Here is a 14,212-nt window from a genome sequence, read left to right as displayed (position 1 = left end):
CTGTCACGGTCCGTTCTTTTGTCTTTGGAAAGAGGAAAATAGAGAACATCGAAAGGAAGAACCGCATGAACAACGTGTACGAAAGCCCGTTCTCCGCGCGCTACGCTTCGGAGGAGATGCTGTACGTTTTCTCACCCGACATGAAATTTACGACCTGGCGCCGCCTTTGGGTCTCGCTGGCCAAGGCCGAACTGGCGCTTGGTCTGCCGATTACCCCGGAGCAGGTCGCCGAAATGGAGGCTCATATCGACGATATCGACTATGAGACCGCCCGCAAGCGTGAGAAGGAAGTCCGCCATGACGTCATGGCACATGTGTACACTTACGGCAAGGCTGCACCGTCAGCCGCCGGTATCATCCACCTCGGCGCGACGAGCGCTTACGTGGGCGATAATACCGATATCATCCAGCTGCGCGAAGGTCTGAAGATCGTTCGCCAGAAGCTGGTCACCGTGCTCGACCGTCTGGGCAAGTTTGCGGACGAGCATAAGGCACAGCCAACGCTCGGCTTTACCCATTTCCAGCCTGCGCAGCTTACCACGGTCGGCAAGCGCGCGACGCTTTGGATGAACGAGCTGCTGATGGATTTGGACGAGGTCGAGTACCGCATCGCCAACCTCCAGATGCTCGGGTCGAAGGGCACAACCGGCACGCAGGCATCCTTTGTCGAGCTGTTTGACGGCGACGACAGCAAGGTGAAGGAGCTCGAACGCCGTATTGCGGATGATTTCGGCTTTGCGGGCGTGGTTCCGGTTTCCGGCCAGACCTATTCGCGCAAGATTGACGCGCAGGCGCTTGCGACGCTGTCGGGCATTGCCCAGTCGGCCTCCAAGTTTGCCACCGATTTGCGTCTGCTCCAGCACCTCAAGGAAGTCGAAGAGCCGTTTGAAAAGAACCAGATCGGTTCTTCCGCGATGCCCTATAAGCGCAATCCGATGCGTTCGGAGCGCATCTGTGCGCTTTCGCGCTATGTGATCTGCGACAGCCTGAACCCGGCGTTCACTTCGGCGACTCAGTGGTTCGAGCGTACGCTCGACGACTCGGCCAACAAGCGAATTTCCGTGCCCGAGGCCTTTCTCGCGGTGGACGCAATCCTGAACATCATGATTAATGTGGTTTCCGGACTGGTCGTTTACCCCAAGGTCATCCGTCAGCGCGTGATGAACGAGCTGCCCTTCATGGCGACCGAAAACATTATGATGAGCGCGGTCAAGCGCGGCGGCGACCGTCAGGAGCTGCACGAGCGCATCCGCGAGCATTCGATGGCTGCCGGAAAGCGCATCAAGGAGGACGGCCTTGACAATGATTTGATTGACCGGATCGCTGCCGACCCGATGTTCGGCATGACCCGCGAGCAGATTCTGGAGCACCTTGATCCGTCGGCCTATATCGGCCGCAGCCCGGCGCAGGTCACCGATTTCCTGACCGAGTGTGTACACCCAAAAATCGACAAGTATCTCGATGGCACGGATGTTACGGTGGAAATCAACTTGTAAGGTGCTTTGAAGGAGAACTCCATTCCTGCAAGGGGCGAAGTGTGTCTGTTTTAAGGAGCTTTAGCATTGACTTTGTCACTTGAAAAGACTATACTAACTAGCAGTTGTGTAAGAAAAAAAGGAGGCTGTAAAACATTGAAGAAGAGTGTGATTTCCTTTATCGCGGTCATGCTCGTGATCGTCTTTCTGGGCGTGACAGCGATAACGGGACTGTATATTCCGGGGGGCTTTAGCAAGCCGGAGCTGGCTGAGGACGACACCACGCAGGTGCGCGCACTCATTCCGGCCGTAACCGACTCGGAAAACGGTATCCGCCTTGGCCTTGATTTGGTCGGCGGCTCGTCTATCACGTATGAGGCCGTACTGCCTGAGGGCTACGACCACGCCAACCTTGCGGACGACATGAAGATCGCCCAGTCGATGATTCGTCAGCGACTGACCAACAAGGGCTTTACCGAAGCGACCGTCGCACTGCGCGATGAAAACCGCATCACGGTTGAAATCCCCGAAATTACGAACCCCGAAGAAGCCGTGCAGACGCTCGGCACGACCGCTCAGCTGACATTTGTCGACGCGGACGGCAAGGAATGGCTGACCGGCAAGGACATCGAGCGCGCAACCGCGATGTATGGCAAGACCAACTCCTCGCTGGGCAGCTCGTACTATGTACAGATTGAGTTCACCGACGAGGGCGTCAAGAAATTCTCCGAGGCAACGGCTTCTATCGCAGCACGTACCGACGGCACGAATGTTCTCGGCATCATCATGGACAACTCTGTCATTTCGATGCCGACGGTTTCGAGCCAGCTCAATGAAAAGACCTGTGTCATTGAGGGCGGCAACTTCACCAATGAAAGTGCCAACGAACTGGCAGACCTGATTAATGTCGGTCAGATGCCGTTCGACCTCAAGCAGGCGGAGCTGCGTTCGGTCGGCCCGCAGCTGGGCGCAAACGCAATGCGCACCAGCCTGATTGCAGGCCTGATTGGTATTATGCTGGTCTGCCTGTTCATGCTGATCGTTTACCGCATTCCCGGTCTGGTTGCCTGCATGGCGCTCGGCTTCTACATTGTGATTGAATGCATCATTTTCAGCTGGGTTCGCGTCAACCTGTCGCTGCCCGGCATCGCCGGCATCATATTGTCAATCGGTATGGCGGTTGACGCCAACGTCGTCATCTTCGAGCGCATCAAGGAAGAGCTGCGCGCGGGCAAGACGGTTAAGAGCGCCATCGATTCCGGCTTCAAGCGTGCGTTCTCCGCAATTCTGGACTCCAACGTGACCACGCTGATTGCTGCCGCTGTGCTGCTCTGGAAGGGCACCGGCACGATTGTCGGCTTTGCGACCACGCTCGGCATCGGCGTTCTGGTGTCGATGTTCACCGCGCTGACGATTACGCACTTCCTGCTCAATCGTATGGTTGATTTCCACATCCGCAACCCCAAGGCTTACGGCGCATAAGAAAGGAGGAGATAAATTATGAATCCCAAGTTTCCTGTATTAAAGAATTTTAAAATTTTCGGCATTATCTCCGTCCTGCTGTGTGCGGTTGGCCTGGTTGGCCTGCTGGCACTGCCGTTTGGTGTGAATCTGTTCAATCTGGACATCGATTTCGCAGGCGGCACCGAGATGGAGTTCAACATGAAGCAGACCGTGACGCAGGACATTCAGAATGAAGTCGGCGCACTGTTTGCAGAAACGACGGGCCAGTCGGCTTCGTCGGTTACCTCTGCGGGCGATAATAATCAGCAGGTTCTGATTCGCTCCAAGTCAATTGATTCCGAAACCCGTTCCAAGGTCATTGAGGCGATGAAGAGCAAGTACAGCTTGACTGACGATGATCTTTACGCCAACGAGGACGTGTCCGCATCTGTCGGCAACGACCTGAAGGCAGCAGCCTTTATTTGCGCGATTGTTGCAATCATCCTGATGATGATTTATATCACGTTCCGCTTTGAGCTGACCTCGGGCATGGCGGCAGTCTGCTGCCTGGTACACGATTTGCTGATTATGCTGTCGTGCTATATCATTTTCCAGCTTCCGCTCAACACAAACTTTATTGCCGCAGCGCTGACCATTCTTGGTTATTCCATCAATGCGTCGATTATCGTATTCGACCGCATTCGTGAAAACCTGCGTGCTGCGCGCAAGGAACCGTTTGAAGAAATCGCAGAGCGCAGCGTTTGGCAGACCATGGGTCGTACCATCAATACCACGCTGACCACGCTGTTCACCATCGGCATGATTTTCATTCTGGGTGTCAGCTCGCTCAAGGAGTTCACGCTGCCGCTGATTATCGGCATTCTGGCAGGCGCATACTCGTCTATCTTCCTGTCGGCATCGCTGTGGAACTTCTTCCGCAAGGTGTTTCGCAAGAAGCACGCTTAAGTGAGATACCGCGCAGATGCAAACAGAAAACCAATGTTTGACGCACAAATTTGCGTAAATCTGCACAGAATAAAACGAGGATGCTTTCGGGCATCCTCGTTTTCAAATGAAGGAGGGTTTTTATGCGCATCGGTGTTTCAACCGCCTGCTTTTATCCGCAGCCGGTTGAGGAGGTCGTGCCGCTCCTTGCGGGGCTCGGCGTGCGTGCGATCGAGGTGTTTGTCAACACGGAAAGTGAGTTTTCGCCCGCTTTTGCCAGACAGCTGTCGAGCATTGCCAACAGCTGCGGGGTCGATATTGTGTCCGTTCATCCGTACACCTCGCTGATGGAGGGGATGATGCTGCTTTCGGATTACCCCCGCCGCACCGAAGACGGTATGGCGCAGTATCAGCGGTATTTTGAGTTTACAGCGTCTGTTGGGGCACGCTTTTTCACCTTTCACGGAGAACGCAATCTGGGCGGTGTTGATGATCCGGCGCGTGCTGAGCGCAAGCTGAAGGCATACCGCCGGCTGTGTAGTCTGGCTGGCTCATGCGGCGTGACGCTTGCGCAGGAGAATGTGGCATGGTGCAAATCGGAAAACCCGGCCTACCTGCGCTGGTTATACGACAATGTGCCCGAGCTGCGCTATACGCTGGACATCAAACAGGCGGGCCGCGCAGGACGGTATTGGCGCGATTTTGTCGATGTCGTCGGCGACCGCATCGTGAATGTGCATATTAACGATTATTCCGCCGCGCACAGCTGCCTGCTGCCGGGGGAGGGTGATATGGACTATGATGACTTTTTTCATCGTATGCATGCGCTCGGCTATCAGGGGCAGGCGCTGATTGAGGTTTACCGATCGAATTTCGGTGCCCCGGAGGATATGTCGCGTGCCCTGCGTGTACTCGGCAGATATGCACCGATTTGATGCAAAATATATGGTGCGGCGTTGACTTCCAGCCACAAGACATGGTATAATGATGCCATTGAGGCGTTGTATCAAACTGCCTCGGCTTGTAAAACTATGAATGTGAGGGTGAAGTTCGGATGAAATGTCCGTTTTGCGGTTTTGAGGACAGTAAGGTTGTCGACTCCCGTCCTACCGACGAGGGAACCAGCATCCGACGCCGTCGGGAATGCCTCAAATGTCTCAAGCGTTTTACCACCTATGAAACTGTCGAGCGTATGCCGCTGATGCTGATTAAGCGCGATGGTACCCGTCAGGCTTATGATCGTCAGAAGCTGCTGAGCGGCCTGATTAAGGCCTGTGAAAAACGCCCGGTGTCACTGCTTCAGCTCGAGCAGATGGTCGATCGCGTAGAGCAAAAGGTGTTTGGCTCGCTGGAAAGCGAGGTATCGAGCAAGGTAATCGGTGAATTGGTCATGGATCAGCTCCGCAAGGTGGATGAGGTCGCCTATGTGCGTTTTGCCTCGGTGTACCGACAGTTTAAGGACATCAATACCTTCATGGAAGAGCTCAATACATTGATTCGGGAAAAGTAACCGATAAAAAAACCTTGACAAACCGTGCGCTCTGGTCTAAACTAGAACCACTGAGTGATATTCTATCGAAATTGTAGGAAAAGGAGGAAGACCGACATGATGATCATGCGAATGTACATGTGTGAGATGTGTGGTTTTGCTCGTTTTGCTACGGTTCAGGGACAGGTGTAACCTTGAACACATAGCGCGGGCCGCTTGTGATGCGGTTTTGCGCAAATTTGCAGAAAACGAGCGGAAAGCGTGTATGCTTTCCGCTTTTATTTTGAAATTTTAGGGGGAATGATTTTGGGACAGGATGCTATTGTACAAATTCGTAATCTGAATAAGACCTTCCGCGGGCGCGCAGGTACGGTGGTTGCACTGGATGATATTAGTTTGGATATCATGCGCGGCGAGATTTTCGGTATCATTGGTTTGTCGGGCGCAGGCAAGTCCACACTGGTGCGCTGCATCAACTTTCTGGAAGTGCCGACCGCAGGCACGGTCACGGTCGATGGAGAGGAGCTCGGCAAGCTCTCCAAACGCGACTTGCTGGATGCGCGCCGTTCGATGGGCATGATTTTTCAGCAGTTCAACCTGCTGCAGCAGCGCACCGCGCTGCAGAACATCTGCTTTCCGCTTGAAATTGCGGGAACGCCAAAGGCGGAGGCGGAAAAGCGGGCAGAGGAGCTGCTCGGCATTGTCGGTCTGAGCGACCGCGCAAACGCCTATCCGTCCCAGATGTCGGGCGGGCAGCAGCAGCGCGTCGCAATCGCGCGTGCACTGGCTACCAATCCGAAAATCCTGCTGTGCGATGAAGCAACCAGTGCGCTCGACCCGACGACCACGCGCTCTATTTTGTCGCTGCTCAAGGAAATCAACCGCAAACTGGGTATTACGATTATCGTGATTACGCATGAAATGGCGGTCATTGAAGAAATCTGTCAGCGCGTCGCCATCATTGACGCGAGCCATATCGCCGAAATCGGCGCGGTCGATCAGGTGTTTACCCGCCCGCAGTCCACGATGGCAAAGCAGCTGATTTATCCGGATGGCAAGCAGCGTGAGCGTCTTGCGACCGGCAAGCGCTACTGTCGCATCGTGTTTGACGGCAATTCGTCCTTCGAACCGGTGGTTTCTAATATGGTGCTCGAATGCAAGGCGCCTGTGAACATCATGTTTGCCGATACCAAGGATATGGACGGCAAGGCCTATGGCCAGATGATTTTGCAGCTGCCGGATGATGAACGCGCCGCAAGCCGCGCGCTTGCGTATCTTGAAACCCAGAATGTGCATGTAGAGGAGGGGCTGTCAGATGATTTCACCTGAATTATGGGGCCTGATTGGCCAGGGCATCCTCGAAACGCTTTACATGGTCATCCTGTCGACGGTCGGCTCATATGTGATCGGCCTGCCGCTCGGCCTGCTGCTCGTGGCAACGGATAAAGACGGCGTGCGGCCAATGCGCGCGCTCAACGCCGTTGTCGGCGTCATTGTCAACATTCTGCGCTCGATTCCGTTCCTGATTCTGGCCGTGCTGGTCATGCCGGTCACACGTGCTATTATCGGTACGACAATCGGTTCGACCGCGACGGTCGTACCGCTGATTATTGCAGCTGCACCCTATGTGGCGCGCATGGTCGAATCATCCATTAAGGAGGTCGGCTTCGGCGTGATTGAGGCGGCGCAGTCGATGGGCGCATCGCCGTGGCAGATTGTGACCAAGGTGCTTGTGCCGGAGGCGAAACCCTCGCTTCTGGTCGGTGCGGCGATTTCGATCGTCACCATTCTCGGTTACTCGGCGATGGCCGGCTTTATCGGTGGCGGCGGTCTGGGCACGATTGCACAGAACTACGGCTATAACCGAAACCAAACCCCACCGATGATTGTCACCGTTGTGCTGCTCGTCATCATTGTGCAGATTTTCCAGACCATCGGCCTGCGATTGGCCAAGAAGCTGGATAAGCGCAACCGTTAACCCTGTTATCATTATATTATATTGATAAATATCAAAAAGGAGAGATTGACATGAAGAAGAAAATTGCAGCACTGCTTGCCGGTGCACTGTGCCTGACCGCACTGACGGCCTGCGGCGCAAAGAACGATGGGCAGACGGCCGCAAACGGCGGCGACGCTGCGGACAAGACCATCACGGTCGGCGCTTCGCCCACACCCCACGCGGAAATCCTGAACGCTGCGAAGGACGTCCTTGCCGAGCAGGGCTACGAGCTCAAGGTAGTTGAGTTCACCGATTACATTCAGCCCAACGTGGCGCTGAACGACGGCGAACTGGACGCAAACTACTTCCAGCACCTGCCCTATCTGGAGAAGAAGTGCCAGGAGGAGGGCTATAAGCTGGTCAGCGCGGCCGAGATGCACTATGAGCCGTACGGCCTGTATCCCGGAAAGACCGCAGCGATTGCGGACATTCCGGAAGGCGGCACCATCGCTGTGCCGAACGACGACACAAACGAGACCCGCGCACTGCTGCTGCTGCAGGATCAGGGCCTGATTAAGCTCAAGGACGGCATCGACGCGACCAAGTCCGCCACTGTGCTCGACATCGTGGAGAACCCGAAGAACCTGAGCATCAAGGAGCTGGCTGCCGAGCAGATTCCGCGTTCGCTGCAGGATGTTGACATGGCGGTCATTAACGGCAACTACGCGCTGCAGTTTGACCTGAACGTCAACGATGATGCGGTTGCCGCCGAGTCCGAGCAGTACGGTTCGGTTTACGTCAACGTCATCGCCGTGCGCGAGGGCGAGGAGAACTCGGAGAAGATTAAGGCGCTGGTCGACGCGCTGCACTCTGATACGGTCAAGAAGTTTATTGAGGACACCTATCAGGGCGCTGTTGTTCCCACGTTCTAAGAATGAAAAAAGGAAGCCGTAAGGCTTCCTTTTTTATGCTTTATTTGATTTACTCCGCTGCGGCCAGCACGCCGGCCATGTCAAACACAGGCTTACAGACAAGGTCTTTGCTGATTTTTCCCGCAAAGCCGGTCAGCGTTTTGCCGGGGCCGACCTCGCACGCACTGGTGAGCCCATTGGACATGCCGTTTACGACAAGCGCCTTCCAGCGTACAGGAGAAATCATATGCTGCTCAAGATGCGCGGGCATATCAGCTGTTTCGAGCACCTTGCCGTCGAGGTTGGAGTAAAGCGCCATAGATGGCTGTGCGAATGTGAAATCGGACAGGAAGGCACGCAGTTCTGCGGCTGCCTTTGCCATCAGCGGCGTATGAAATGCGCCCGAAACCGCGAGCGGCAGTGCACGGCGCGCGCCTGCGGCCTTGCAGTTTTCAATCGCCTCGTTCAGCGCCGCGCGCTCGCCCGCAATGACGAGCTGTCCCGGACAGTTGTAGTTAACGGGCAGCACAACGCCGCTCGTCACCTTGGCGCAGGCCTCTTCGACCAGTGCGTCGTCCAGTCCAAGAACGGCCGCCATGCCGCCGTCGGAGCTGTCCGCCGCCTGCTGCATCAGCTTGCCGCGCATTGAGACGATTTTAACGCCATCCGCAAGCGAAACCACGCCTGCCGCAGCCAAAGCGGTGTACTCGCCGAGAGAAAAACCGGCACATGCCGAAAAGGTCACGCCTGCTTCCTTTAGGGCAGCGAGAGCAGCCATTGAGTGCGTGAAAATAGCGATTTGGCTGTTTTCCGTGCGGGAAAGCATGTCCTTGTCGCTCTCGAAGCAAAGCCGTGCAACATCCATGTTAGCGCTGTCGCTCGCTTCTTCAAAAATCAGACGCGCCGCGGCGCTGCCTTCGTATAGTTCCTTGCCCATGCCGGGTGCCTGTGCGCCCTGACCGGGGAAAAATGCAAAGCCGTAATTCATTCTTCTTTTGCCTCCCAAATTCGTCAGCCGTGGGAAAAGGTTGACAATTCCATTGGTATTCATTATAATAGACAAGTATTACTTTGTCAATCAAACTATTGTCGCTTTTCCACGAATCAACGGGAGAAGCGATTTGAACTTTAGGGAGTGTGGATATGATGAACTGCAAGATGATCGGAACAGGTTCGTATGTGCCTGATTTCGTGCTGACCAACGAAATGTTGGAGCAGCTGGTCGATACGAACGACGAATGGATCGTCAAGCGCACCGGCATACGCGAGCGCCGCATTGCCAAGGGCATGCACACGTGGGAACTCGGACTGAAGGCTGCCGAGCGTGCGCTGGAGGATGCGGGCGTTTCGGTAGATGAGATCGACCTGATTATCGTCAGCACCTGCACGCCGGATACGTATTCGCCGATTGAAGCCAGTGTCATCCAGGACAAGCTGGGCGCAAAGTGTGCGGCGATGGACGTGAACACCTGCTGCACCGGCTTTATCAACGCTTCCGACATTGCGGACAGCTATATTAAGTGTGGCAAGGCCAAGACCGTGCTGGTTGTATCGGCGGAAACCCTGTCCCGCATCACCGATTATACCGATCGCGGCACCTGCGTGCTGTTTGGCGACGCGGCAGGTGCTGCGGTTTACACCGCGACCGAAGAGGCGGATAAGGGCATTTTGTCCTCTTATATCGCAGCGGACGGCTCGGGTGCAGAGTACCTTTATATGGAGGCGCTGCCGTTGGAGGAAGATCCTCTGCATTCGGATCGCACCTTCGACCACACCGCGCGTTTTCTCAAGATGCAGGGTGCGCCGGTTGTGCGCTTTACCGCCACGGCTGTGCCCAGCGCGATTGATGAGGCGCTCAGCCGTGCGGGTCTTACCGCGGCGGACATCGACTGGGTAGTGCCGCATCAGGCCAACCTGCGTATTTTGGACGTCATTGCAAAAAAGTATAACCTGCCCAAGGAAAAAATTTATGTCAATCTGGATCGCTTCGGCAACACCTCGTCGGCCAGTATTCCGCTGTGCATGGACGAGATGCGGCAGAAGGGTCTGCTGCACGAGGGACAGACCGTTGTATGCACCGGTTTTGGTGGCGGCCTGACCTATGGTGCCTTTGTGGTCAGACTGTAAAAGGAGCATGAGTGATATGAAAACGAAAATTACCGAATTACTGGGCATTGAATATCCGATTGTACAGGGCGCGATGGCTTGGATTGCAGAGCACCATCTGGCGGCGGCGGTCTCCAAAGCGGGCGGTCTTGGCATCATCGCGGGCGGCGCAGCGCCGGTCGATGTGATTCGTCAGGAAATCCGCCGTGCACGCGAAATTACGGACAAGCCGCTTGGTATGAACATCATGCTGCTCTCTCCCAATGCGGACGACCTTGCACAGCTCGCAATTGATGAAAAAATTGAGGTTTTAACCACTGGTGCGGGTAATCCGGGAAAATATATGGAAAACTGGAAACAGGCGGGTATTAAGGTAATGCCGGTAGTCGCCTCTGTCGCGCTTGCTAAGCGCATGGAGCGCGCGGGCGCGGATGCCGTCATCGCGGAAGGCATGGAGGGCGGCGGACACATCGGCGAGCTGACCACTATGGCGCTTCTGCCGCAGGTGGTAGATGCGTTGGATATTCCGGTCATCGGCGCAGGCGGCATTGCAGACGGTCGCGGCATGGCGGCGGCGCTCCTTATGGGCGCAGAAGGCGTGCAGTGCGGCACGGTGTTTCTCGCCACGCCCGAGTGCCAAATTTCCGAAAAGTACAAGGAGCTGGTGCTGAAAGCCAGCGATATTTCCACCGTTGTGACCGGCCGCCCGTCGGGACATCCGGTGCGCGCACTCAAGACGCCGCTGACGCGCAAGTGTCTGGAGCTTGAGAAGGAAGTGACCGATCAGTCGCTCGAGGAGATCGAAGCCGCAACCGCGGGTTCGCTGCGGAAGGCCGTGCAGGATGGCAACTACGAAGAGGGCACCTTTATGTCCGGCCAGATTGCGGGCATGCTGCGGGAGCTGCGCTCGTGCGAGGACGTGCTTAAATCTATGACCGCGGATGCGGAAGCGCTGCTTCGCGCAGGCTTTGCACGCTTTGAATAAGGAGATCGTTTGATGGGAATTGCAATTATAACCGGCGCTTCGCGCGGCATTGGCGCGGCGATCGCCGAGAAACTGGCCGCGGATGGTCATGATATCGTCATCAACTGCGCGTCCTCGGTCGAAAAGGCCGCGGCGGTCGCGGATCAGTGCCGGGCGCACGGCGTTCGGGTGCTTGCCAAGCAGTGGGACGTTGCCGATTATGACGCGTGCGATAAGGCGGTGAAGGAAATCAAGGAGGAGCTCGGCGTGCCGACCATCCTGATTAATAATGCCGGCATTACGCGCGACGGTCTGCTCGTCCGCATGAAGCCTGACCAGTTTGACGCTGTGCTGTCGGTCAACCTCAAGGGCACGTTCAACATGCTCCAGCTGGTCGGCGCCATGATGATGCGCGCCAAGGCGGGCAGCATTGTCAATTTAAGCTCGGTCGTTGGTATTTCGGGCAACGCGGGACAGGCCAACTATTCGGCCTCCAAGGCAGGTGTAATCGGTCTGACCAAGTCGGCCGCCAAGGAGCTTGGCGCGCGCGGCGTGCGCGTCAATGCGATTGCACCGGGCTTCATCGAGAGCGACATGACCGATGTGCTGCCCGAGGATGTGAAAAATGCCATGCTGAGCCAAATTGCCATGAAGCGCTGCGGCAAGCCGGAGGAAATCGCGAGCATCGCGTCCTTCCTCACGTCCGACGCGGCGTCCTACATCACCGGACAGGTGATTGTCGCGGACGGCGGCATGATTTAACACGCAATCGGCAGAGGGAACGACACAGGAAAGGAAAAATGCTTATGGAACGAGTAGTTATCACCGGTATGGGCGCAATCACGCCTGTCGGCAACGATGTGGACAGCTTTTGGGCCTCGCTCAAGGCGGGCAAGTGCGGCATTGGGCCGCTCACCAAGTTTGACCCTTCTGATTATAAAGTAAAACTGGCCGCGGAGGTCAAGGATTTTGACGTGGAGCAGTATGTGGACAAGCGGGAAGCGCGCCGCATGGATCAAAACTGTCACTTCGCGCTTGCCGCCGCGCAGCAGGCGGTCGAGCAAGCAGGACTGACCGAGGGCAACTTCGATCCCTACCGTACCGGCGTGATTTTTGGCGCGGGTGTGGGCGGTCTGCATGTTGTGGAAATCGAGAGCGCAAAGCTCAATGAAAAAGGGCCGGGTCGTGTTTCGCCGGTCTGCATCCCTGAAATGATTGTCAACATGGCCGCGGCACACATTTCGATGCGCTTTGGCTTTAAGGGCGAAAATTTCTGCCCGGTTTCGGCTTGTGCGTCGAGCAATCACGCCATCGGTGAGGCCATGCGTGCCATTCGCCACGGCTATCAGGACATCGTGGTCTGCGGCGGCACGGAAAACGGCATCATCCCGATTGCGGTCGCCGGTTTCCAGAATATGAAGGCACTGCACACGGGCGACGATCCCGCAGCGGCCTCCATCCCGTTTGACGCACGCCGCTCCGGATTTGTCATGGGTGAGGGTGCGGGTTGTCTCGTGCTCGAGAGCCTGTCGCACGCACAGGCGCGCGGCGCTGCCATTCTGGCGGAGGTCGCGGGCTACGGCGCATCGGGCGACGCGTATCACATTACAAGCCCCGACCCGTCGGGCGAAGCGGCTTCCCGCGCCATTCTGGGCGCGATTACCGATGCCGGTCTTACACCTGCCGATGTGGATTATGTGAATGCTCACGGTACGTCGACGCCGCTTAATGAGAAGTATGAGACCATTGCTCTCAAAAAAGCGCTCGGTGACCATGCATATAAGGTCAAGGTCTCTTCGACCAAGTCGATGACCGGCCATCTGCTCGGCGGCGCGGCTGCAATTGAAGCAATCGCCTGCGTCAAGGCCATCGAAGAGGGCGTTGTCCCGCCGACTATCGGCTACAAGGAAGCAGACCCTGAGTGCGACCTTGACATCACGCCCAACAAGGCGGTCGAAATGCCGATTCGCGTTGCGATCTCCAACTCTCTGGGTTTTGGCGGTCACAATGCGACCGTGCTGATTAAGAAGGTGTAAGGGCATGGATATCAACGAACTGAAGCAGGCCGCCATCGAGCTGATGGACGCGCTGAAGGCCAGAGGACTGGGCGAGGTTGTGATTGAGGCGGAGGACGTGAAGATTAAGGTTCGCGCGGCCGAGTCTGCCACGGTAGCTCCTGCGGCAACTGTGTCCGCTGCACCGACAGCAGTGCCGAATATCGAGACCGCGGCCGCGCAGGCGGCGGAACTGCCTGCGGGTCGGGCGGTGGAAGCGCCGCTGGTCGGTGTGTTTTACTCGTCTGCATCGCCGGATGCACCTCCGTTTGTGCTGGTCGGGCAGAAGGTGAAAAAGGGCGATACCCTGTTCATCATCGAAGCTATGAAGACAATGAACGAAATCAAATCGCCCTGCGACGGCACAGTCGTGCGCATTCTTGCGCAGCCCGGCGATATGGTGGAATATAAGCAGACGGTCGTTGTGATCGAGGAATAAGGAAGGAAGATCAAAATGCTGAACAAGGAACAGATCATGGAGATCATCCCGCACCGTGCACCGATGCTGCTGGTCGATGAGATTATCGAAATGGACGAGACGCACGCGGTCGGCACGCTGCACCTGACGGGCGACGAGTTCTTTTTCCAGGGACACTTTCCCGGAAACCCAATCATGCCCGCCGTGTTCCGTCTGGAAGCGCTGGCACAGGTCGGCGCGGTTGCATTGCTGTCCATCCCTGAATATAAGGGCAAGACGGCGGTCTACACCGGCATTGACAAGGCGAAATTCCGCGCGATGGCAAAGCCGGGTGACACCCTGCGCATGGAGATTACCTTTACCAAGCGCCGCGGCCCGATGGCGGTTGCGGAAGGCATCGCTTGGGTGGGCGACCAGAAGGCCGCCGAGGCCGAGATCAAGTGCATGGTCATCATGGACTGAGGCAGG

Annotated in this window: 15 protein-coding genes; 14 read left to right on the top strand and 1 reads right to left on the bottom strand. The window is 56.4% G+C overall.

What is annotated here, in order from left to right; genetic code table 11:
- Window positions 1–65: 65 nt before the first annotated feature.
- The 8 genes from purB to QOX26_RS00620 all read left to right on the top strand — a co-directional run bounded on the left by purB (window position 66) and on the right by QOX26_RS00620 (window position 8,223).
- Window positions 66–1,496, top strand: coding sequence for an adenylosuccinate lyase (gene purB, locus QOX26_RS00655; protein ID WP_283672959.1), 1,431 nt, complete (start codon window positions 66–68; stop codon window positions 1,494–1,496).
- Window positions 1,497–1,631: 135 nt separating this feature from the next.
- Window positions 1,632–2,957: a protein translocase subunit SecD gene (secD, locus tag QOX26_RS00650; RefSeq protein WP_283672958.1), complete on the top strand. Its 1,326-nt coding sequence runs from the start codon at window positions 1,632–1,634 to the stop codon at window positions 2,955–2,957.
- An 18-nt stretch (window positions 2,958–2,975) separates the two neighbouring features.
- The gene (secF, locus tag QOX26_RS00645; RefSeq protein WP_283672957.1) at window positions 2,976–3,884 is read left to right on the top strand and encodes a protein translocase subunit SecF; all 909 of its coding nucleotides are present in this window, start codon (window positions 2,976–2,978) and stop codon (window positions 3,882–3,884) included.
- Between the two features lie 122 nt (window positions 3,885–4,006).
- The gene (locus tag QOX26_RS00640; RefSeq protein WP_283672956.1) at window positions 4,007–4,798 is read left to right on the top strand and encodes a sugar phosphate isomerase/epimerase family protein; all 792 of its coding nucleotides are present in this window, start codon (window positions 4,007–4,009) and stop codon (window positions 4,796–4,798) included.
- 119 nt (window positions 4,799–4,917) lie between these two features.
- Entirely contained in the window at window positions 4,918–5,373 is a 456-nt protein-coding gene (gene nrdR, locus QOX26_RS00635; protein WP_283672955.1) for a transcriptional regulator NrdR, read from the top strand.
- 285 nt (window positions 5,374–5,658) lie between these two features.
- Window positions 5,659–6,681, top strand: coding sequence for a methionine ABC transporter ATP-binding protein (locus QOX26_RS00630; RefSeq protein ID WP_442870193.1), 1,023 nt, complete (start codon window positions 5,659–5,661; stop codon window positions 6,679–6,681).
- Window positions 6,668–7,330, top strand: coding sequence for a methionine ABC transporter permease (locus QOX26_RS00625; protein WP_283672953.1), 663 nt, complete (start codon window positions 6,668–6,670; stop codon window positions 7,328–7,330). The genes QOX26_RS00630 and QOX26_RS00625 overlap by 14 nt, the downstream gene beginning before the upstream one ends.
- Before the next feature lie 50 nt (window positions 7,331–7,380).
- Window positions 7,381–8,223: a MetQ/NlpA family ABC transporter substrate-binding protein gene (locus tag QOX26_RS00620; RefSeq protein ID WP_283672952.1), complete on the top strand. Its 843-nt coding sequence runs from the start codon at window positions 7,381–7,383 to the stop codon at window positions 8,221–8,223.
- Window positions 8,224–8,272: 49 nt separating this feature from the next.
- On the opposite strand, the gene fabD is transcribed toward QOX26_RS00620, so the two are convergent.
- The gene (fabD, locus tag QOX26_RS00615; RefSeq protein ID WP_283672951.1) at window positions 8,273–9,190 is read right to left on the bottom strand and encodes an ACP S-malonyltransferase; all 918 of its coding nucleotides are present in this window, start codon (window positions 9,188–9,190) and stop codon (window positions 8,273–8,275) included.
- 155 nt (window positions 9,191–9,345) lie between these two features.
- Between fabD and QOX26_RS00610 the strand changes: the two genes are divergently transcribed.
- Genes QOX26_RS00610 through fabZ form a run of 6 tightly spaced genes read left to right on the top strand, consistent with a single transcriptional unit; the run spans window position 9,346 to window position 14,206 of the window.
- The gene (locus QOX26_RS00610; protein ID WP_283672950.1) at window positions 9,346–10,329 is read left to right on the top strand and encodes a beta-ketoacyl-ACP synthase III; all 984 of its coding nucleotides are present in this window, start codon (window positions 9,346–9,348) and stop codon (window positions 10,327–10,329) included.
- Between the two features lie 16 nt (window positions 10,330–10,345).
- On the top strand, window positions 10,346–11,293 hold the full coding sequence (fabK, locus tag QOX26_RS00605) for an enoyl-[acyl-carrier-protein] reductase FabK (RefSeq protein ID WP_283672949.1): 948 nt from the start codon (window positions 10,346–10,348) through the stop codon (window positions 11,291–11,293).
- 12 nt (window positions 11,294–11,305) lie between these two features.
- On the top strand, window positions 11,306–12,034 hold the full coding sequence (gene fabG / locus QOX26_RS00600; protein WP_283672948.1) for a 3-oxoacyl-[acyl-carrier-protein] reductase: 729 nt from the start codon (window positions 11,306–11,308) through the stop codon (window positions 12,032–12,034).
- A 44-nt stretch (window positions 12,035–12,078) separates the two neighbouring features.
- On the top strand, window positions 12,079–13,308 hold the full coding sequence (fabF, locus tag QOX26_RS00595; protein ID WP_283672947.1) for a beta-ketoacyl-ACP synthase II: 1,230 nt from the start codon (window positions 12,079–12,081) through the stop codon (window positions 13,306–13,308).
- A gap of 4 nt (window positions 13,309–13,312) precedes the next feature.
- Entirely contained in the window at window positions 13,313–13,765 is a 453-nt protein-coding gene (locus QOX26_RS00590; protein ID WP_283672946.1) for an acetyl-CoA carboxylase biotin carboxyl carrier protein, read from the top strand.
- Between the two features lie 15 nt (window positions 13,766–13,780).
- Entirely contained in the window at window positions 13,781–14,206 is a 426-nt protein-coding gene (fabZ, locus tag QOX26_RS00585; protein WP_283672945.1) for a 3-hydroxyacyl-ACP dehydratase FabZ, read from the top strand.
- The last annotated feature ends 6 nt before the right edge of the window (window positions 14,207–14,212 follow it).

Origin of the sequence: Butyricicoccus sp. Marseille-Q5471 (genome assembly GCF_951230135.1) — a bacterium.
In the GTDB taxonomy this organism is placed as follows: Bacteria; Bacillota; Clostridia; order Oscillospirales; family Butyricicoccaceae; genus Agathobaculum.
The sequence above is the reverse complement of the archived record's forward strand: the minus strand, read 5'-3'. Positions and strand labels throughout refer to the sequence as shown.